The organism is Pseudomonas sp. MWU12-2037 (assembly GCF_023242345.1).
Lineage (GTDB): Bacteria > Pseudomonadota > Gammaproteobacteria > Pseudomonadales > Pseudomonadaceae > Aquipseudomonas > Aquipseudomonas gingeri_D.
Window position 1 is genome coordinate 64,513 of the sequence record NZ_JALLIZ010000013.1, and the last position, 21,324, is coordinate 85,836.

Consider the following 21,324-nt stretch of genomic DNA (forward strand, 5'->3'; position numbering starts at 1 on the left):
GAGATAAGCAGTGACTGATAATCGAGAACACCCCATTCAAGGGACGGTCAAATTTATCCAGCACAACCTGCCCGGGCTGGAGGCGGGCGAGTACCAGTTCACGGTCTCCCAGCGCGTCTCGCAGGAGCAGCAGCACTACGCCAATCAGTATCACTTTGCGGTGCAGGCGCCACGTTTCACCCTCGACAGCAACGATATCCAGGCTGTGTTCCCGCCTGACCAGACCCAGGGCGAATACACCGATACGTTGGCGCATGTAGTGTTTACCAAGCAGACGTTGCCCTGGATGCGCCGCCCGAGCCTTGCTGAACCGGTGGTCAGCTTTCCCGACCAAGAGCACGATCACGATGTGCCCACCTGGATGGCTGTGCTGATCTTCGACGAAGATGACGAGCTGGCTTTCAAGCAACAGGGGTTCAGTGCCAGCCCGAGCGCCGGCAAGCTGCGCGACCTGTTCTTCAAGCGTCCGCAGACGCAGGTCGCGCAGGGCTATTCGTACTTCTACGCCGCTGCAGACCTGGACAGTTCAAGCGACGCGGCACGGCTGGAGAAGTATCTGGATTACGGCCAGCACGCGGACGATGCCTGCAACTACATTGATGTCCCATTGGGGTTGTTCTGGAGCGTTGCGCCGTCACTGGACGACTTGAAAATGATGGCCCACGTGCGCAATGTCGAGATCATCCGCAAGGCGACACAGAACGGCGTCCCGGCCTCGCGCAACGACCTTTCGAAAGTGCCGGGTACTTCCAACTTCGCCATCGTCACCGGTAGCCGCCTGCCGCAAACCGGCAAGCGTTGTATCGCACACCTGGTGTCGCTGGAGGCCATGGAACCGTTCCTGCCGATCGACCCGGCCACTTCGGACAACGGTAGCGAAGTCAGCCGGCCGCGTTCCGTGCAGGCCCCGAACGAACCGGGGTTTGCCATCGATGACAAAGGCTTCATGCGCCTGGTCTCGCTGAGGAGTTGGTCCTTCACCTCGATCGGTACGGGCAAGCGCTTCGAGCAGTTGCTGCTCGAACTCAAGCCGAAGAACCCGCTGGCAGGTCAGGCAACGCCTTCGACTGTCGCCGCCAACTTTGCCCTGGGCTTGCCGGTCGCGGTGGTGGAAGAGGGCGACACGGACGAAACCCGGCGGGCCAAGAATGCGCTGCAAATGGGCTATATGGCGCTCGAGCACCACACCCGCGATGCGGGCAATACCGTGTCGTGGTACCGCGGACCGCTGACGCCGTATCAGATCAAGACCAACACCGTGCCGCCGACCTGGACCTCCGCCGATGCCGCGACCCAGTACGACCCCGACACCGGGCTGTTCGATATCTCCTATGCGGCGGCATGGCAAATGGGCCAGTTGTTGGCCTTGCAGAACAAGCATTTCTCGGTGCTGCTCTACAATTGGCGCCGGAACAACCTGCGCGATGTCGTGGCGCAGATGGAGGCCATCGTGCTGCAGCAGTCACTTGATGAAATCCAGCAGCAATTGCAAAGCGACGCGCTGATCTATCCCTTGCTCAAGCCCTTCCTGCCAACCCCCGACGCACTTCTGGCCACTGGCAACCTGGCTGTTGCTCGCGCCGGACGGGTCAGGCACCAGCGGGAGGTGCTCTCGGACGCGACGCAGTTGCTCGCCATCGGCGACGCCCGGTTCAGCGTGCCGCTGGAGATCTACACCTGGCTGGCCAAGCTCAAGCTGCTCGATGGCGTCCCGTTCAACTACCTGGTGCCGGACGAGCGCATGCTGCCGCCAGAGTCGATACGCTTCTTCTATCTGGACGAGAACTGGATCCAGAGCTTGCTCGACGGTGCGCTGAGTATCGGCCGGGCCGTGACCGGCAATGCCGCCGACCCGTCCATCGCCCACGATGTCGCGATCAAGGCCAGGGTGAATTTGCACACCACCCGGCAAGCCTCGATCAGCCGCAGCATCGCGCTGGGGTTGAAAGACCAGGCTCAGGAAAAAACCGACATGGACGTGGTGAGCGGTTTCATCCTGCGCTCGGACGTGGTGCAGGGCTGGCCGGGGCTTGAAGTGAACGCCTATACCCCGGACGGCAAGGCGATGGACATTGTGCGCTTCGAGCGGTTGGCCCCCGGCGTGCTGTTGTGCCTGTTTGACCTCGACGGTCAGACGCTGGGCTCGGTGGACATCCATGAGCCCGCCGAAGGCTTGCACTTTGGCGTCGCGGCTACTGAGCCCAAAGCCATCAACCTGCGCTACAACTTCACTAACGCCACCCAAACGAATACAGCGGGCGAGCAGGTGCCTGGCGTGTTCCAGAGCGTACCGTTCCGGGATGCGAACGTGCAGCGGCTGCTGCGCCTTTACCGGCTGTCAAAGAACCTGCACGACCCCAAGTACGGCGATTACATCCAGGGTATCTACAGCGGCTTCGACCATCTGCCGTCCTCCGAATTTGCCTTGCAAATGGTCAAGGGTGTCGGTCTCGTTTCGTTCGACCTCAGCGCAGGATCTGAATAATGACCTTGATAATCCCCATCAATGTACAGGCACTGCGGGTCAGCCCGAACGACGCGAGCCTGGTGACCAAAAGCACTGAGCTGTTTTCCGGCGGCACGACCGCCTATGAGGGGCTGCCCTGGCGCGAACCGGGCCGTAACGGCGCCATCGTGCATACCGGCACCTGGACCAAGGCCAACGTCAGCAGCAACACCTACAACCCGCTGAGCCAGAACGTGATCGAGCAACTCAAGGAAGGCATCCACCTGCACTGGGCGCTGCCCGACACCATAGCCCAAGGGCGCCAGGCACCGGACGGCACGGTGGACTACCCGCCGGCACCCAACCGCTGGCTGGTGACGCGCATCCTCCAGGGGCAGCAGGGCACGCAAGTGAAACAGTGGGTGGTCGAGAGCGACTACCTGATGACGCCCGAGGAGTACGTCTCGGACTATTACCCGTTCAGCCAGCGCACCAGCATTTCCCTGCCGGTGGGTTGGGATGTACCACCTGGCTACGACATCGCCGGCAATGGTGGCGCCGCTTATTACCCGCCGTCGCGGCGCATGGGCCGGGTGTTCGAGCTGCAAAACTGGCAACCGGAGCCGGACTTGCCCGGTACCGCCCTGACGGATGTGCGCCACCTGTCAGCGTTCGTCCTGTCGGGTAGCAACTTCATGGCGCCTGGGCAAAGCCTGGGTGCGATCAGCGCGTTGGGCAACAGCGGGCCGACGTTCAGCGCCTATTACCCGGACTGTGCCAGCGCATTCGGCTTCCACGACACATTCCAGGATATAGGGCAGGGGTTCGACCTGGGCAATGCGCGTTTCGAGGTGTCGTACCAGGTCAGCGGCTGGCACAGCAGTGCGGCGGACGACCCCTTGCAGAGTGCAGCTTTCGAACAGGAGCTCGCCCAGGCCCGTGTCGACAACGGCAAGGCACCGCTCGACGAGCAACTGACCCCGGAGCAACTGCTCGCCCAGGTGGTGGAAGGGTTTTACCTGTGGCAGTACACGCCCATGTCCGCGCAGCTTCCCTCGCGCTGTGTCTACACGGCGCAGGTGGCGAACGTCCCTTGGAATACCACCGGTCAGAACCCGGTGCTCCCCAATGCGAAGCCGGGATTTCCCAAGTGCTACCTGGCACCCGTGACCGACCGCGACGAATCAGTGCGAGCCGCCATGGGCAGTTCTAGTTCGTCGGCATTGGCCGCGCTGATCAAGGAGCAATGGCGCAACAGAAAACCCCAGGACCCCGAGGGCCAGCTTGACGGCGCCGGCCAGGAGATCGAAGACAACCTGGAGTTTCTCCTGGATGCGCTGCAGATGGGTTTGCTGGAGCGGCTTGGCAGCTCGTTGACGCTGGTGCAGCTTGAGCAGGAAGTGCATCAGAACGGCTTCGGCGCCCTGCAATCGGGGCGCATCTGGATGATTCGGCAGAAGCAGACCGGTAGCGGCTCGCAGTACGCCGCGCCACAGGCGGTGCTGCCTGAGGATCACAATCGGTTGGGCGATAAGCTCAATGCACTCAACTTGTACCAGCAGCGCCTGGATGCGTTGCTCAATATCATCGTGTCCTGCCGTCAGCAGATCTTCATGGATTGGTACAAATACATCACCGGTCTCTACGACGATACCGGCTCGGTGCCTTTCGACGTCACGCAACTGAACACTTACCTGGCCCAGCAGATCCTCGATTTGTGGGCCAAGTTCGAGGCTGCCTTCGGCAAGGCTGCCGCCGCGTCCCCGGCCACCCAAAACATTCCGGTGTTTTACTGCGGGCCACAGAACTTTCTCAGTCAGGCCGCCGACGGCAGCTACGTCAGCAAGGCGTCGGCGCAAAGTCTGGTTGGGCAACTGGTGACGCAGGCCAATACGTTGGTGAGCCTGCTTGCCACCACCTACAGCCAGTTCGAATTGCAGGCCACCAACGCCGCGCGCTTCTGGCAGCCCAACGAGCCGGTGCTGGTGGTGACCGGCGACACGCTGCAACCGGCCCGACGCAACGGTAACGTCAAGCGCCTGCCGTGCCGGCTTGGCGCTCAACTGCTGAGCCAGGTCAGCGCCAATACCAGCGGCGCCAGCCTGACGGCCGCCGCCCTGCAAAGCGCGTTGACGCTCGGTGTGCCCAAGGTCAATCCGGCCGGCAGTCCTGAAGCGCGCGACCTGCAGCCGATTCTCGATGACCTGAGCCGTCTGCTGGGGGAAAAGTGCCTGCTCGACCCGTTGCTGGTGTCGCAGATCGCCGGGGCGCTCAAAGGGACGCCACAGACGGAAGTTGTGGCCGCACAGCAAGCGCTCGTCGCGCAGATCCAGCAAGCCTGGACGGAAAACGCGGCGGCCCCGTGGAAAACCCTGCCGATCATCGAAAACCCCAGCGAAACCAGCAACGGCCTCACGCTCACCTGGAGTGGGCAAGCACCGCAGGGGCTGGCGCTCAACCATGCGCTCGATTGGCAGGACCCGTTCCTGCCGCTGTTCCTGGTCTGGGAGGCGACCTACGTGCCTTTCGAGCACAGCACGAGCGGATCGCAGGACTATGAGGCCAGCTATATCACCGAGCAGTTCCAGCTGGATGAACGCGAGATCGAACTGGTCTTCGGCAAGGCCCCGCCGCAACCGGCCAAGGGTCGGGTGAAGCTGACCGACAGCATCCTGTTGTCGTCCAAGGTGGCCGAGCCGCTGATCGAACAGTTGCGCCGCTACCTGCAACACAACGACAACCCCGACCTGCAGGCGATCGTGCAGTACCTGGTGGACAAACCGCTGCTGGCGCAAGGGCTGGGCGGGGTCAATGCCGGGTTCATCACCCGTGCGGCGGGCTTGCAGCTCAATCCGTTCAACCCGTTCTACGACGAGGAGTCGACGCCGACAGCGTTGGTCGACAGCTTTGACAACACGCAGTACGTCAACAGCCTGACCCATTTCGTGGCTTGGGCGGCGGGCGAGCAGACCGGGCAGGTGCCGATCAGCCAGGAGAGTCTGTACAACCTAATGCGCGCCGGCTATTTCACCCTGTCGAAACTGCAACTTGTCGATGTGTTCGGGCGCAAACGCCTGCTGGTCGACACCGAGCAGTTCGAGGACAGCAAGAAGGTCTCGGTGTCCTGGCAGATGCAGGCGCCCGACGGTGTCACAGGTAAAGGCTACTTGGCGCCTCGCATTGCCCAGCCCAGTCGTTTGCTGTTCCGCTGGCTGAGTGCCGGGAACGACGAAGTGCAGATGAACCCGGTGCCCTCGACCTCCCCACTGTGTGGTTGGATCGTGCCGAACTACCTGGAAAACGCGCTGATGCTGTTCACCGGCACCGGCGAGGTATTGGGTTCACTTGGGGTGTTCGGTGCGCAGCAGACCGCTGCCTGGCATTCGGCGCCTGGTAACGCCGCCCGTTCGATGCAGGAAGACCTCGCCGACGCCAACCCGCACCTTGTGAAGTTGGCCACGTTCATCCTGGGTAAACCCAGGTCATTTTTTGCCACCTTGCTTGGCACCATCGAAAATGCGCACACCTACATCCTGCCAGACGACAAACAGGCTGCTCAGGCACAAGCAGTGCTGATGGGCCAGCCGCTGGCCTTGGTGCGCGCTGGCTTGCGTTGCGAGGTGCAGGGGCTGCCGGCGTTCGTGACCAGCAGCGACGAACTGGCGCGTTTGTTACCCGGCCAGAACGACAAGACTTATGACTGGACGCAACGCGACAGTGCCGACATACGCGGCATCGATATCCCGGTGCGCCTGGGCGATCGCGACCACCTCGAGGATGGACTGGTGGCGTACCTGCTCGACAGCGACATACCGTACACCACCCTCTATGCACCTGCAGCCCCCAGCCCGGGAGTTGCGGGGATCGAGCGGCCGACGGCGCAGACCATCACCCTGAATCTGCACGCCAACATTGATCCGCCGACACAACCTTACGCCGATGCCAAGGCGCAGATTGCCGATCTGCGAGATGTACGCATCCCCGCGCAGAAAACCCTGAGCCTGCTGGTCGACCCTCGGGCGATGGTGCATGCCACAACGGGCCTGTTGCCGGTGAAGGCCATCGGCATCCCACCGGACATCACGGCGGCGGCGCTGCGCAACATCGAAATGACCTTTTTTACCCATCCGATCCTGCGCAGCCAGCAGCGATTGAGCCTGCCGGTACCGCCGGAGTCGGGATTCGTCTGGGAATGGACCACTAGCGTGTTGCGGGACGGCAAGCAGGTTCCGCAGGACGAGCCGTTACCGGCCAGTCAGGTGGGGGATCGGGCCGCGTTTTCCTATACACCGCAAACGGCCGAGGACGGCTGGCTCAAGCTGACGCCTGCGCCGCAAACCAAGTAGATACCGGGTAAACCAAAGGAGCCATGACATGGCTGTCAGCGCGACATTTTTGAACGACTCGACTCAAAAGCCCGAAATCTACATCGGGCGCTCGGACCTGGGTAGCTACACGCTAACGCTGCGTAGCCCCTCGACGCTCACGGCCGTTGATATTCGCCTGCAGTTCCCCGGCACCATGTTCAATGCCTCGGATGTGGCGCAGATCAAGGTGCTCACTACCGGCTGGACAGCGACAGTGCAGGGCAACATGCTGGTGCTCAAGGGGAGCCAGCTAATCGAGGCGGACGGCACTCTCGTCATCAAGCTTGGCAGTGTTGTTTCAAGCCTCACCAGTCAGACCAACGCCGATCTCGGTGTACGCGTAAACGGGCAGAACATCTCGCCGCCGTACAAGATCTTCCTGCTGCGTTACCCCGAGTTTGCCGGCGATCTGCGCCAGAACATGACCGTGCAACTGTTGCCTGACAGCAGCGTTTATGTCACCCCGCTGGACAACGTCACCATCGAAAACCTGCTGGTGTTGCAGTTAACCAACCTCAAGCCCAGCGAGGACCTGGTCACCAAACCCTGGGTGGACACGCCGACCGTACTGCTGTCCTTCGTCTATGGTGACAGCATCGGGGCGCTGACCCCGTCGGACCCCAAAGACCCGTTCTCGGCCTGGAACATCAAGGCGTCGGTCGAGGCCACGTATCACGATGGCCATCAGACCTACGAATGGGATGCGACCAACCCCGATTCGGGTGCCGGTGCCAACGACCCGGTCTGGACGCTCAAACCGGTCAACACTAACCGGGCCGTGCTGGGGCCCGCCAGCGGCGCGACGGCCGCTTTTGTCGTTGAGAAAATCACCACCCAGGCGCCTCGCGGGGCAACGTTGGCCTACCTGCAATACAGCGACTTCCCAGGTTATGACGATGGCTACTTCACCCTGGTGCTGCAAAAGCGCGAGCCGACGCCGAACATCATCTTTTTCAATGCCGTCCCTTCCAATCTGGCCAGCCTGGGGGACGAGGTCACTTTGCGTTGGCAGTGCTTCGACGTGCAGCAGGTCAAGCTGCAGTTCGGCGATACGACCCTCGACAGCGCAAAGGGGCAGATCGGCACTGGGGTGAGCAGCATTGCCCAGTACAAGATCAAGCTCGACACCACGACCCAGTTCACGCTCAATGCCTACAAGACCCTCAATGCAGCCTCCCCGGATTTCACCACACAGTTCACTGTGAATGTGCCGCCGGTGGCGCTGGATGCCTTTGCCGCCACTGCCTACAGCGGCACGCTGCCGGCCAAGGTGAACCTGACCTGGCAGACCCGCGCCGCCTTGTCGGCGGTCATCCGCGCACCAGGGCAAAGCGATTACGTGATTCCCCGGGGTGACCTTGTTTCGGGCAGTTATCCAGTGTTTCCGCAGAAGCCGATCACCTACACCCTGACCGTGCAAGGGCAGGGTGGACCATTGAGCAAATCCCTGGACCTGTTCTTCCTGAACCGGGGTTGGAACACCTTTGATAGCGGTACTGACTTTAAAGCGCTCAGTGGGGCCGTCCTGCTGGGTAACGCCAATACCTTGTGGCTGTTTTCGCCAGACACGGCCAAAGCGATCTTCAACACGCGCGACGGGCAGACCTGGACCCAGGTCGCGGGGTTCGGCGAGAGTTTTCCGGCGCGTTCGAATGCCGGCGGCGTGTACTGGAAGGGCAAGTTTTGGCTGATGGGTGGGGACACCGGAGCGCAGCGTCTGAATGACATATGGAGCAGCAGTGACGGCATGCAATGGACCCAGGTGACCGCGAATGCGGCCTGGCCCGGACGCAGTGATTTCGGCTGCGTGGTGTTCAAGGACAAACTGTGGGTGCTAGGGGGCTCTGACCAGAGCTATCAGCTTCTCAATGATCTGTGGTGCTCAAGCGACGGCAGCAACTGGCAAAAGGTCGGTACGGCCGGCTGGACGCCGCGTTCGCGGTTTGGGATCGCTGCATCGGACACCACCCTGTATGTCGTTGGCGGACAGACCGATATCAACACGGTCAGCAATGATGTGTGGACCAGCAGCCAGGGGAACACGTGGGAAGAGCAGCCGCCGCTGCCGGCGTCGGCTCGCTCGTCTCCGACCGTGTTCACCAGTGACGGCGGCGTGTTTGTCCTGGGCGGGGTCGCGCCGGATGGCTCGGCGTTGGGGGATCTCAATTGTTATTCGGACAATAGCTGGAGTGTGCTGCCGGGCTTGGCCTGGAGTGTATCGCGCCCGGGTTCCACATTGTTTCGCGGTGGCTTGTGGATTGCAGGTGGGACCACCGGGACCCATACCCCGAGTGCCGGGCCAAACAAGACGGTGTATGCGTTGATGCTCTAGGCTGGCTTTGCCGCCAGCCAACTGACCGAGCTGACAACAGCTGCCTGGGGCGCGGCGGGCAGATGGAGTTTCGTTTACATCAGCGATAGCCGTTCCATAGACAGGGCAGGCGATTGCATGCTGCCAAGCGGGCACCAAAATTCTCCATCGTTAAGCCATAGCCGTAGGCGGCAACTCCAATTGCTTTTTGGGTGTGAACCGATCGCGCGAACGCCGCAAAACTTCGGATATTCTCAATCAGCACAATAGCCGTTGGGTGAGCTGGCCCAGCGGTGAGGATGCAGAGTTCACCGCCTGGATGTCCTTTAGTGGTCCAGATTCCCTTCGTTCACCTGAATAAGGCGCCTGTGCTCAAGATTCAGGATGTCGATCAAGGTCGCCTGAATTCAGGGCCTCAATGCAATAGCTTTGATTTAAGCGTAGTTAATCAGGACGTATGAGTTTCCCTGCCGTACAAAGGAGCAAGAGGTGCAACTCCCTGTCCAGTGAACCCGAGTCGAGCAGCCGATACGATCGTAGAAGCAGCATCCGCAACTACTTTCACACCTGGAGTTGATGAACTGGTTACTTTTGAAATTGCCCCGTTATCTAGTTCGACACCGAAGGTTGATGTTTCGAATCAGCCGGGTTCGTAAGAAATGTATTTAATATTTAGTGGGTCAACACCTCGGTTTGTATGATTTTCAAAACGACCTGACCGGTTGATTGTAAGCCGCCGGCAAACCCATCTTCCCCCGCCCTTTAAGCGCTGACAGGGTGTCCACTGCGACGCGGAGGTGATACATCATGACCCTCTCGCGTCAAGTTCTTTGGGAACATTATTTATCTATCCTTCAAAGAAATCCTACACTGTTTCTTTCTATGCTTGCATTTATTAAATATGGGACGTTGTTCTTAAGCCTAGAAGATAAGATTCTGACGTCGATAGATACCATGATGGATTATGTTAATGGCTCGTGGGTGCTAATTGAAGACTTTCCTATTAGTCCCTTTGGTTCCGATTACTCAGTTGCGACGATTGGAAGGCTCATGGAGGACAGAGCGTCTAATCGGTTGAGTGCTAAGTTTAAGGTTGAGTGTTTGTATACTCCCACAGCGACGAAAGAAAATCTGATCCGGGATGTGCGTCGTTGGTTTATGCCTCTGATGACCTGCATGGGGGGCTTAATAAGGCCGGGTGGTGGTGAAATGACATTTTATACCAACAGTGGAGGATACTTCTTGATAGATCCTGTTTATGGGGAGTTGCAAGACAGTGTGAGTTATCTTTCCTTCAAAGCATGGAATGGAGAGGATGCCGTCTATTCAGAGTCGGACTTGGCTCGTATTTAGTCGGCAAAAACACTGATTTATTTAATGCTCATCCGAACGATACACTGGGTGCCTTGATTTATCTGAGGGTGTTTGAAAAAGTCAGTGTTTTTTTAAGTTTTCAGCGGGGGCGTCAGGGGCTTGGGTATTTTGTCGTTGAGGTAGGGCAGAAGGATCTAAACATACTTCTTGAAAACCCCCACTGTTACATTCACGGCCACTCCCAACATCAACGTTGCCGGCAGCAGGATCCAGAGAGGGTGAATACTTATCGGCAACGTCAAGTAGGCCACCCAAGGTAACACCGCCAACGGCAGAATCGTGGCCCGTTCCCGATGGTAGAGAAAACTTGACTCTCGCCCGGCTTGCCGTGTCTCTTCGACAAATCCAAATATAGGCGGCAGAATGTCTATAGAGCGGCTATTCGGTTGGCTTAAGCACTGGCGCAATTTGACATTTCCGCACTTTAAATGGGGCGTTAAAGGTCTGCTGTATACAAGGATACGAACACCGTGGCATCTGTAATAGGCCGCAAGATGTATTGCCGGAACGCTTACAAATGAGGTGGTCTCTCGCACTGAAAACAGGGGTTTGGTCGCAAAAAAAGGCGCTCCGAAGAGCGCCTAATTTACTGCTATCAGTTGAGTTGTTTCAGATCGGACTTCCCCGAGCTATCGATGTTGATGCGCCGGGGCTTGGCTTCCTCCGGTACAACTCGCAGCAGATCTATGCTCAATAATCCATTGGTCAACGATGCATTTTGAACCTCTATGTGATCCGCCAAACGGAAGGACAGTCGAAACGCACGTTGCGCGATTCCCTGATGCAGGTAGATCGCCTCCTTATCGTTTTCTCGTTTGCCTCCAGCGATGGTCAAAACTTCCTTCTCTACTTGAAGATCCAGATCCTCCTCAGACAAACCCGCCACAGCTATGACGATTCGATAGTGATCATCGCCATGCTTCTCGACGTTATGAGGTGGATAGGTAGTCGAGGCCGCCTCGCTGCGAAGCGCGGATTCGAAAAGGTCGTTGAAACGATCGAAGCCTACGGACTGACGGAACAGTGGGGCTAACGAAAAGGTAGTAGCCATTGCTAAATCTCCTGAGTTTTCTCCAAGTGATTTATGCCGCGACCCGGTTTCGGCATCGCGTACAAAATATATAGCTACGTCAGAAAAACGATTCAAGAACAGCCAAAATGATTTTTTGTTCTAAAATGTCAGGGTCGCTAAAAAGATTATTTATATGCGTATGGATCATTCCGAAAGCGCGGATCAATACCCCGGCGAGTTTCTCCGGCGCTTCAAGGGATCGTGATCGGCAGGGCGGAGTTTTTCAAGGTCGTTGTCGCGTCACCGTGTAACTAGGGTGCTCTTTTCTCGACCGGCTGTTGCCGATCCGGGTTCAACAGTACCGTGCCCATCGGCTCTTGGTTTCGTGTCTGTCCAGACCAGCGTTAGTGGCTCGTAACTGGGGTTGAAGGCATCCAGTAGATTGCGTAGACGCAGTCATATCCTCAGAATGATTTTTTCGTGACGATATTACAATTCGGTCACTGGTTGTCAGCCGCCTTTGAGGTGAGTAAGCTGTTTGCATGAACCAGCCAATACCAGCACCCAGCGTCCGTGGTCCAGTGGACCATGAGATCCGAGACCAGATTGTCGCGGCGGCCAACGAACATTTCAGTCAATATGGTTACGGCAAGACCACTGTGTCCGACCTGGCCAAGGCCATCGGGTTCTCCAAGGCTTACATCTACAAGTTTTTTGATTCCAAGCAGGCGATCGGCGAAGCCATTTGCAAAAATTGTCTGACGCAAATCGTTGCCGCCGTGGAGAAGGCCATCAATGTCGATGGTATTTCGCCAACGGAGCGCTTTAGACGTTTGGTCAAGACCCTGGTGGCCACGAGCGCGGACTTGTTCTTCAATGACCGAAAGCTCTACGACATTGCCGCGTTTTCTGCCTCGGAGCGCTGGCCAAGCTCGGAGGTCTATGACGCACAAATCAAAAGCTTTGTGTTGCAAATCGTACGAGAGGGGCGAGAACTCGGTGAGTTCGAGCGCAGAACGCCACTGGACGAGACGGTAGATGCGATACATCTGGCACTACGGCCTTTCGTCAATCCGTTGCTGTTGCAGTACAACCTCGATCTCATCGAGGACGCCCCCACGCTCACCTCCAACCTCATCTTGCGTAGCCTCATGCCCTGAGCTTCGGCTGAGGACTCATATCATTCCAATGTAACGACGCATTCCCCCCTTGCGATCCCCCCCTCAATGAAAGGTGTTCATTTGCCTGGATTGTGACTATTTAAATAAATAGTCACGTGAATAAGTATGGCGCTTCCGTTCTTGAGCGATCGCCATGATTCGGAGTCGCCGCAGGCCTTCGTTTTTCTCCAGGTCAGGTCTTTGGGTTTTATGTGCCTTTCAGGCGCCCATGATGCGTGCCATGAGACCTTGGTGAAACCGACGCGGCGTGGCCCAGATCAGGACGGTCATAGCCTTGTTGCCAAAGCCCGGCACGACACTCAATCGTCCGGCTTGCAGTGCCCGAATGCCTGCGCGGACCACGGGTTGTGGCTGCATCATGACCATTTTCAAGGCTGGCGTAATCGTTTGCCTGGCGCTTTGTGCAAACCCGGTATCCGACATCCCCGGACAGAGTGCCGTCACGATGATGCCGTCGCTTTTGAGTTCACGATGCAACGCATCAGAGAAGCGCAGCACGTAAGCTTTAGCGGCAGAGTAAACGGCAAAATTCTTCACGCCTTGAAAAGACAGCAGGCTGGCGACCATCAGGATGTGTCCACGCTTGCGGGCTCGCATGTCTAGCGCGAAGACGTGAGTCAGGGCCGTCAGACTGGCGATATCCAGATCAATCATGGCCAGGGAACGATCCAGGGGCTGATCCAGAAAAGGCCCTTGCAATCCATGTCCCGCATTGTTGATGAGCACATCGACCACTATTTTGCGCTCGCTCAGCCGCTGATGCAGTTCGATGACCGCGGGGATCGACGACAGGTCTACTTGCTCGACGATCACATCGATGGCGAAACGCTGGCGCAACTGCGCTGATAACGCTTCGAGCTTATCCAGCCTGCGTGCTACCAGGACAAGCGATTTCCCCTGCGCGGCATATTGTCGGGCAAACTCCTCGCCAAACCCGCTTGAAGCGCCTGTGATGAGTACCCAGGAATGTTCGTTTGGTTTCATATCGCTGATCTCGGGTTGTTGAGCCAATAGAGGAGGGGCATGAAGAACTGCCAGGTCTGATCAGTTCAGCGACTGGCCACCGGTTTGGTTTCTGGCGGTTGCCAGCCACCCCCCAGGGCCCTGAATGCAGCGACCGCCGCCCGTGCCGATTCCGTTCGCGCTTGCGCCCTGGCATCGGAGGCTTGCAGCAGTGTCCCGTCGGCAGTCAGAACATCGATCAGGCTGGCCGTGCCTTTCTGATAGGCAATGAACGACGACTGCTGAGCCTGTGCCAACGACGCTTCGCCCCGGGTGAGGGTGGTTGTCTGGGCCTCTCGATTCACCAGTGCGGAGAATGCATTCTCAACGTCCTCGGTGGCGCGCAGTACGGACTGGCGATATGCGGCGAGGGCTTCGGCTTCCTGTCCCTTGGCTTGATCGATTTGGGCGTTGATGCGGCCAAAGTCGAAGAGTCTCCAGCGCAGACCCAATGTGCCCGCCGACTGGCTGGCGCCGTTGCTGAAAAGATTGCCGCCGGATACGGAGGTGGCGCTGCCCAGCAATGCGCTGAGGGAGAATTTGGGGTAGTACTCGGCAACTGCCTCTGCGATGCGCGCATTGGAGGCCGCGAGGTGGCGTTCGGCCACGATGAGGTCTGGCCTGCGGCGCAGCAAATCGGCCGGTGTTCCCGTGCCCTTTATCTGCGGCGCGAGAGGAATGTTTCCCGCGTTTGCCAGTTGCGTGCGATGCGTGCCGGGCGGGGTGCCTAACATGATATCCAATGCATTCATTGCGGCATCCAGGCCAGTCTGCAGAGCCGGCACTGTCGCTTGGACCTGGGCCAGCGTGCCCTCGGTCTGGCGAACCTGATAGCTGGCGGCGAGGCCCTTGCTGTAGAGCAGTTGGACCTTCTCCAGCAGTTCCTGCTGCGTTTTGACCTGTTGGTTCGCAATGTTCAGGCGGGCCTGCAATCCTCGGACGGTGATGTAGATATCGGCGGTCTGCGCCGAAACCGCCAGCCTTGTGGCTGCGGCGCCCGCCTCGGAAGCTTGGTACTCGGCCAATGCTGCTTCGCGTCCACGACGCAGGCCACCAAAGAGGTCCAACTCCCAGCTGGCACCGAGGTTGAGTTCGTAAGCACTTCCGTACCGATCATAGCCAGGCGTTGAATTCAGCACCTGGCCGAGCGGGGTTTCGACTGATTGGTGGGCGCGCGCAGCCTGGCCGCTGATATTGCCCGAGGGTAGTAAAGCGGCATTGGCCGAACCCAGGCCCGCCCGCGCCTGCGCGACTCGCGCCGAGGCCTGCGCCAGGTCCAGGTTCTGCTCGAGTGCCTTGGCGACGAACTCGGTCAGCGCCGGATCATCAAAGCCTTCCCACCAGTCCACGAGATTGGCGGGCATCGCCGCGGGTCGCTGTTCGACAAGGGGCTGGCCCAGGAAACGGTCCGGAAGCGGAGCGTCCGGACGGTGGTAGTCCGGACCGACCGCGCAACCTGCTATCAAGCTGGCGCTCACCAAAAGAGCTACGGGGCGCAAAGAAGGCATTGAGATTCCTTGAGTCGAAAATGAATTGTGACTATATTTCATAATGGTCACTAATTGTCAATTGACGCCCATGGACTAAATAATCTGGACGGGATACAGAAGGCGTTGATGCATTTGGCCCCGCTGATGTTGCGCAGTTTGGCACTCTGAATGTGACCATTGACAGTAATGGTCACTAGTCTGAGAATATGGCTCCAGTCCTATTCCATTCAGTAAGGGTACCCATGCACCGGCTTCGACCTATCACCATTGCCGCTTGCTTGTTGCCTCTCGTCCTGGCGGCGTGTGGCGATTCATCCACCGCCCAAGATCCGCGCACGCTTGCGCCCCTGGTCAGGGTCTCTGAGGTTCAGGGTTCGTCCGACACCGCGCGATCTTTCACCGGCGTCGTGGCGGCTCGTGTCCAGAGTGATCTGGGGTTCCGGGTGTCAGGCAAGGTACTTGAGCGTCTGGTTGATACCGGTCAGGCCGTCAAACGTGGTCAGCCGCTCATGCGTCTCGACCCCATCGACTTGGGGTTGCAAGCACGAGCGCAGCAGGAAGCGGTCGCTGCCGCCAAAGCCCGAGCCAAACAGACCGCGGATGACGAGGCTCGCTATCGTGATCTGGTTGTCGCCGGTGCCATTTCCGCCTCGGGCTACGACCAGATCAAAGCCGCAGCCGATACCGCGAAGGCGCAACTGAGCGCCGCGCAAGCCCAGGCTGACGTGGCCCGTAATGCGTCGGGCTATGCCGTGCTGCTCGCGGACGCCGACGGTGTTGTGATGGAGACGCTCGCCGAGCCAGGGCAGGTGATCAGCCCTGGGCAAATCGTGATTCGACTGGCGCGGGCCGGGCAGCGCGAAGCCATCGTGCAGTTGCCGGAGACGTTGCGTCCGGCCACCGGGTCCACCGCGCAGGCGACGCTCTATGGCAATACTTCGGGGACGGTCACCGCGAAGCTGAGGCTGCTTTCCGACTCGGCGGATCGTATGACACGCACCTTTGAGGCGCGGTATGTATTGGAGGGCGCGCTGGCCAATGCGCCGCTGGGTTCGACCGTCACCCTTCGAATCGCCGAAGGCTCTGCGCAAGGGCCGGTCCTGCAAGTTCCGATCGCTGCCGTCTATGATCCGGGCAAGGGAACGGGTGTGTGGGTCATTGCCGGCGAACCGGCGAAAGTCAGCTGGCGACCTGTTCAGGTCCTGGGCTTGAGCGACGACGCCGCCCGAATAGCCGGTGATCTCAAGGTTGGCGAGCGCATTGTCGGGCTGGGCGCACATCTACTGCACGATGGCGAGGAAGTGCGGTTGACCCAACAGGGTGATGTGAAGGTTGCCGGGGGCCGTCAATGAGCCTCAATTTATCGGCGCTCGCCGTTCGCGAGCGCTCTATCACGGTGTTTCTGATCTTCCTGATTGCTGTCGCGGGCACGCTGGCGTTCTTCCAGCTGGGGCGTGCGGAGGACCCGCCGTTCACGGTCAAGCAATTGACCGTCATCACGGCATGGCCGGGCGCGACGGCCCAGGAGATGCAGGATCAGGTCGCAGAACCCTTGGAAAAGCGCCTGCAAGAGTTGAAATGGTACGACCGCACGGAAACCTACACCCGCCCGGGACTGGCTTTCACCATGGTGTCGTTGGTCGATCGCACGCCGCCTTCGCAAGTACAGGAGGAGTTCTATCAGGCGCGCAAGAAACTCGACGATGAGGCCGCGAGACTGCCGGCGGGTGTTATCGGGCCGATGGTCAACGACGAGTTTTCCGATGTGACATTCGCGCTGTTCGCCCTCAAAGCCAAAGGCGAACCGCAGCGTCTATTGGTGCGTGATGCTGAGTCGTTGCGCCAGCGCCTGTTGCACGTGGCGGGCGTGAAAAAGGTCAACATCATCGGCGAGCAGGCTGAACGCATCTTTGTTTCCTTCTCCCATGACCGGCTGGCCACATTGGGTGTCTCGCCCCAGGATATCTTCGCCGCGCTGAACAGCCAGAACCTGCTCACGCCCGCTGGTTCGATCGAAACCAAAGGGCCGCAGGTCGTCCTGCGGGTGGAGGGTGCCTTCGATAAACTGGCGAACATTCGTGACACCCCCCTTGCGATTCAAGGCCGCGCGCTCAAGCTCTCGGACGTCGCGACAGTCGAGCGCGGATATGAAGATCCGGCCACCTTCCTGGTGCGCAATAACGGCGAAGAGGCGCTGTTGCTGGGTGTCGTGATGCGTGAAGGCTGGAACGGCCTGGACCTGGGCAAGGCCCTGGACGCGGAAACGGCCAAGATCAATGAAGGCATGCCACTGGGCATGACGCTCACCAAGGTCACCGATCAATCGGTAAATATCGACTCGGCGGTCGGCGAGTTCATGGTCAAGTTCTTCGTCGCGCTGCTGGTGGTGATGCTTGTCTGCTTTCTCAGCATGGGCTGGCGGGTCGGTGTGGTGGTCGCGGCGGCTGTGCCGTTGACGTTGGCCGTGGTGTTTGTAGTGATGGCGGCCACCGGAAAGAACTTCGACCGTATTACCCTCGGTTCGCTGATCCTGGCACTCGGGCTGCTGGTGGACGATGCCATCATCGCCATCGAAATGATGGTGGTGAAAATGGAGGAGGGCTACGACCGGATCAAGGCCTCCGCGTATGCCTGGAGCCATACGGCCGCACCGATGCTGTCCGGTACGCTGGTGACGGCTATCGGCTTTATGCCCAATGGCTTCGCACAATCGACTGCCGGCGAGTACACCAGCAACATGTTCTGGATCGTCGGCATTGCCCTGATTGCTTCCTGGGTGGTCGCCGTGGCCTTTACCCCGTATTTGGGCGTGAAGCTGTTGCCGGACATCAAGAAAGTCGAGGGTGGTCACGGGGCCATCTACAACACGCCTCATTACAACCGCTTTCGCCGGATTCTGACCCGCGTCATCGCCCGCAAATGGTGGGTGGCCGGCACTGTGATCGGTACCTTTGTCGTGGCCATTCTCGGCATGGGCCTGGTCAAGAAACAGTTCTTCCCGACCTCGGACCGCCCAGAGGTGCTGATCGAAGTGCAAATGCCGTATGGCACCTCAATCGAGCAGACTAGTGCCACCACCGCCAAAATTGAGGCTTGGCTGCAAAAGCAGGCTGAGGCAAAAATCGTCACGGCGTATGTCGGGCAAGGTGCGCCACGTTTCTATCTGGCCATGGCGCCGGAACTCCCCGATCCGTCTTTCGCGAAGATTGTGGTGCTGACGGATAGCCAGGAGGCGCGCGAGGTACTCAAGTTCCGTCTCCGCGAGGCTGCGGCGGAGGGACTTGCCCCAGAGGCGCGTGTCAGGGTGACTCAGCTTGTTTTTGGGCCGTACTCGCCATTCCCTGTTGCCTACCGGGTGATGGGGCCTGACCCGTCGAAATTGCGTGAGATCGCAGACCAGGTCGAGAGTGTCATGCAGGCGAGCCCGCTGATGCGGACCGTCAATACCGACTGGGGGGCGCTGACGCCAACGTTGCATTTCAGCCTGGACCAGGATCGCCTGCAGGCGGTAGGCCTGACGTCAAATGCCGTCGCCCAGCAGTTACAGTTCCTGCTCACGGGGGCGCCGATCACGGCGGTTCGCGAGGACATCCGTTCGGTGCAGGTGGTCGGTCGCGCCGCGGGTGATATTCGGCTCGATCCCGCCAAGATAGAAGGTTTTACCCTGGTGGGCGCGGCGGGGCAGCGTATTCCGCTGTCCCAGGTCGGAGAGGTTGATGTGCGCATGGAGGAGCCGATCCTGCGGCGACGTGATCGTACCCCGACCATTACCGTGCGCGGCGACATTGCCGAAGACTTGCAGCCGCCAGACGTATCGAGCGCGATCCTCAAGGAACTGCAACCGATCATTGACAGCCTCCCTGACGGCTATCGAATCGAGCAGGCGGGGGCGATCGAGGAGTCGGGAAAGGCGGGCAAAGCGATCGTGCCGCTGGTCCCGATCATGGTCGCCCTGACGTTGCTGATAATCATCGTTCAGGTACGATCGATCTCGGCCATGATCATGGTGTTCCTCACTGCGCCGCTTGGGCTGATCGGCGTGGTACCCACCTTGCTGGTTTTCAACCAGCCGTTTGGTATCAACGCCCTGGTCGGCCTGATCGCCCTTTCGGGCATCCTGATGCGCAATACGCTGATCCTGATCGGACAGATCCATCACAACGGGCAAGACGGGCTGGTTCCTTTCCATGCGGTGATCGAAGCCACCGTGCAGCGGGCCCGTCCAGTATTACTGACGGCATTGGCGGCCATCCTGGCGTTCATCCCTCTGACGCACTCGGTCTTCTGGGGGACGTTGGCCTACACCCTGATCGGAGGCACGTTCGGTGGCACCATCATGACGCTGGTGTTCCTGCCGGCGATGTATTCCATCTGGTTCAAGATCTGTCCCGATAATGAGAGGGGCCAATGATTGATCTCGAAGGTCAAAAACAAATCGTAGTCACGGGCGCCGATGCAATTGTATCGAATCGCTCGTCGACGACGCTCGTGCCATGTAAGGGGGACGTGCATTGATCAGCCTATGGCTGCACAGACAATAATTTCCACCAGCAGCCGCGGATCCGCCAGTTTCGCCTCGCCACAGGCGCGGGCGGGGGCGTGGCCGGTTGGAACCCAGCTATCCCAGACGGTATTCATGGCTTCGAAGTCGGCCATGTCCGCGAGCCAGATGGTGACTTGCAGCAATTGTTCTCGCGTTGAACCCGCCTCCTTCAGCAAGGCATCAACGCGCGCAAGCGCGTCGCGGGTCTGCTCGGTGACATCGTGCCGGGGGTCGCCGACTTGTCCGGCCAGATACAGGGTGTTGCCGTGGATGACGATCTGGCTCATGCGTGGGTTGGTGTGTTTGCGTTCGATGGTTTGCATCAATTGCTCTCCTGCGAAATGGCGGCGCTCAGAAACGTCGCACCGAAAAACGTTCAAGCCATTGCGGCGTTTTGCCGGCAATGCAGTCCGCGACCAACTCTCCGGTCGCGCCGGCGAGGGTCAGGCCCAGGTGTTGGTGGCCGAAGGCGTAGATCAATCGAGGTTCGTTCGGTGAGGGCCCGATGACCGGCAACGAGTCAGGCAGCGACGGCCGGAATCCAAGCCATTTCCGAGCGACAGGTTCTGTCAGTCCCATGACTCGGCGCACATGCCGCTCCAGATAATCAAACCGCTTGGGATTGGCCGGGTCGTTGATCGAACCGAGCTCGACCGTACCCGCGACCCTCAACCGTCCGGCCATGGGCGTCATGTAGAACGCACTTTCCACCGGGCAGCATGGACGGTTGAGCAGGGTGTCTTGCAGATCAAACTCAATGTGATAACCGCGCTCGGTATCCAGCGGAATGTGATCGCCGACCTGGCGCGCCAGCGCCGCGGACCAGGCGCCGCCACACAGCACCACCCGGTCGGCGCGATAGGACTGGCCTTCGGCGCTGAGCAGATGCAGGCCGTCGCTGTGCCTTTGCAGGCCGGTGATCGTTGCCTGATGCAACGCCCCTTCAGCCACCAACGGTGCCGCCAGCGCTTCAATGAAGGCACGCGGGTCATCCATGTGGGACGACTCGGGAAACAGGATACCGGCCACCGACTTGCCCGCCAGGGCCGGTTCCAGCTGTTCGACATCGGTAGCGTTCAGTACCTGCTGTGCGATACCCAGCGAGCGGCGCAATTCGATGGCGGCCTGGGCGCCGGCAAAACCTTGTTCAGTGCCGTAGGCATAGAGGCAGCCGTTGTGACGCAGATGCTGGTCGGCCTCTGGGCAGTCAGCCAGCAATGGCGCATAACCGCTGTAGGTGTGTTGCAGTATTTTGCTCAGGGCCAGTGTGTTGGCTTCACAGCGCGAGGCGCGACATTCATTGAGAAACCGCAACAGCCAGGGCATCAGCCGGGGCAGGCGTGCCCAGTTGATGACGAAGGGCGAGTCCGGCGAAAACAGCAACGACGGGATCGCCTTCAGCAACGATGGCTGGGCAATGGGCATCACGCCGTAGGGCGCGAGGGTGCCGGCATTGCCGTAAGAGGCCCCGGAGGCGATCGCGTCGCGCTCGAGCAACAACACCCGGTAGCCCTGGCGACGTAGCCAGAGTGCGCTCGCAACCCCGACGACACCGGCACCGACAACGGCAATTTCGCAATGGACTGGCTGTGTCATGT

The 21,324-nt window shown here is 59.5% G+C and carries 12 protein-coding genes and 1 pseudogene; 7 read left to right on the plus strand and 6 right to left on the minus strand.

Going from position 1 to position 21,324, the window contains the following annotated elements:
- Window positions 1-10 precede the first annotated feature (10 nt).
- From M5B42_RS22110 to M5B42_RS22125, 4 genes are all read left to right on the plus strand, one after another.
- The gene (locus tag M5B42_RS22110; RefSeq protein ID WP_248747012.1) at window positions 11-2,485 is read left to right on the plus strand and encodes a hypothetical protein; all 2,475 of its coding nucleotides are present in this window, start codon (window positions 11-13) and stop codon (window positions 2,483-2,485) included.
- Window positions 2,485-6,792 (plus strand): hypothetical protein, encoded by a 4,308-nt coding sequence (locus tag M5B42_RS22115; protein WP_248747013.1) that lies wholly within the window; start codon window positions 2,485-2,487, stop codon window positions 6,790-6,792. Before M5B42_RS22110 ends, M5B42_RS22115 begins: the two co-directional genes overlap by 1 nt.
- Window positions 6,793-6,820: 28 nt before the next feature.
- The gene (locus tag M5B42_RS22120) at window positions 6,821-9,145 is read left to right on the plus strand and encodes a hypothetical protein (protein WP_248747014.1); all 2,325 of its coding nucleotides are present in this window, start codon (window positions 6,821-6,823) and stop codon (window positions 9,143-9,145) included.
- 786 nt (window positions 9,146-9,931) lie between these two features.
- Window positions 9,932-10,477: a hypothetical protein gene (locus M5B42_RS22125; RefSeq protein ID WP_248747015.1), complete on the plus strand. Its 546-nt coding sequence runs from the start codon at window positions 9,932-9,934 to the stop codon at window positions 10,475-10,477.
- A 155-nt stretch (window positions 10,478-10,632) separates the two neighbouring features.
- Here M5B42_RS22125 and M5B42_RS22130 read toward each other — a convergent pair.
- Both M5B42_RS22130 and M5B42_RS22135 read right to left on the minus strand, forming a co-directional pair.
- A pseudogene (locus tag M5B42_RS22130) lies at window positions 10,633-10,833 on the minus strand (DUF4400 domain-containing protein); the annotation flags it as partial.
- Window positions 10,834-11,093: 260 nt separating this feature from the next.
- Window positions 11,094-11,549, minus strand: coding sequence for an Hsp20 family protein (locus tag M5B42_RS22135; protein ID WP_248747016.1), 456 nt, complete (start codon window positions 11,547-11,549; stop codon window positions 11,094-11,096).
- 503 nt (window positions 11,550-12,052) lie between these two features.
- On the opposite strand from M5B42_RS22135, the gene M5B42_RS22140 reads away from it, so the two are divergent.
- Window positions 12,053-12,670 (plus strand): TetR/AcrR family transcriptional regulator, encoded by a 618-nt coding sequence (locus M5B42_RS22140; protein WP_248747017.1) that lies wholly within the window; start codon window positions 12,053-12,055, stop codon window positions 12,668-12,670.
- Window positions 12,671-12,889: 219 nt separating this feature from the next.
- On the opposite strand, the gene M5B42_RS22145 is transcribed toward M5B42_RS22140, so the two are convergent.
- Together M5B42_RS22145 and M5B42_RS22150 are read right to left on the minus strand one after the other, a co-directional pair.
- Window positions 12,890-13,675 carry an SDR family oxidoreductase gene (locus M5B42_RS22145; protein ID WP_248747018.1) on the minus strand — a complete coding sequence of 262 codons (786 nt, stop codon included), beginning with the start codon at window positions 13,673-13,675 and terminating at the stop codon, window positions 12,890-12,892.
- 65 nt (window positions 13,676-13,740) lie between these two features.
- On the minus strand, window positions 13,741-15,201 hold the full coding sequence (locus M5B42_RS22150) for an efflux transporter outer membrane subunit (RefSeq protein WP_248747019.1): 1,461 nt from the start codon (window positions 15,199-15,201) through the stop codon (window positions 13,741-13,743).
- A 224-nt stretch (window positions 15,202-15,425) separates the two neighbouring features.
- On the opposite strand from M5B42_RS22150, the gene M5B42_RS22155 reads away from it, so the two are divergent.
- Both M5B42_RS22155 and M5B42_RS22160 read left to right on the plus strand, forming a co-directional pair.
- Window positions 15,426-16,535 carry an efflux RND transporter periplasmic adaptor subunit gene (locus tag M5B42_RS22155; RefSeq protein WP_248747020.1) on the plus strand — a complete coding sequence of 370 codons (1,110 nt, stop codon included), beginning with the start codon at window positions 15,426-15,428 and terminating at the stop codon, window positions 16,533-16,535.
- Window positions 16,532-19,594 (plus strand): efflux RND transporter permease subunit, encoded by a 3,063-nt coding sequence (locus M5B42_RS22160; RefSeq protein ID WP_248747021.1) that lies wholly within the window; start codon window positions 16,532-16,534, stop codon window positions 19,592-19,594. The genes M5B42_RS22155 and M5B42_RS22160 overlap by 4 nt, the downstream gene beginning before the upstream one ends.
- 104 nt (window positions 19,595-19,698) lie before the next feature.
- Here the strand turns inward: M5B42_RS22160 and M5B42_RS22165 are convergent, their stop codons facing one another.
- Together M5B42_RS22165 and M5B42_RS22170 are read right to left on the minus strand one after the other, a co-directional pair.
- A complete protein-coding gene (locus M5B42_RS22165) occupies window positions 19,699-20,049 on the minus strand; it encodes a RidA family protein (protein WP_248747022.1) in 351 nt (116 codons plus the stop codon).
- 28 nt (window positions 20,050-20,077) lie between these two features.
- Entirely contained in the window at window positions 20,078-21,322 is a 1,245-nt protein-coding gene (locus M5B42_RS22170; RefSeq protein WP_248747023.1) for an FAD-dependent oxidoreductase, read from the minus strand.
- Between the last annotated feature and the right edge of the window lie 2 nt (window positions 21,323-21,324).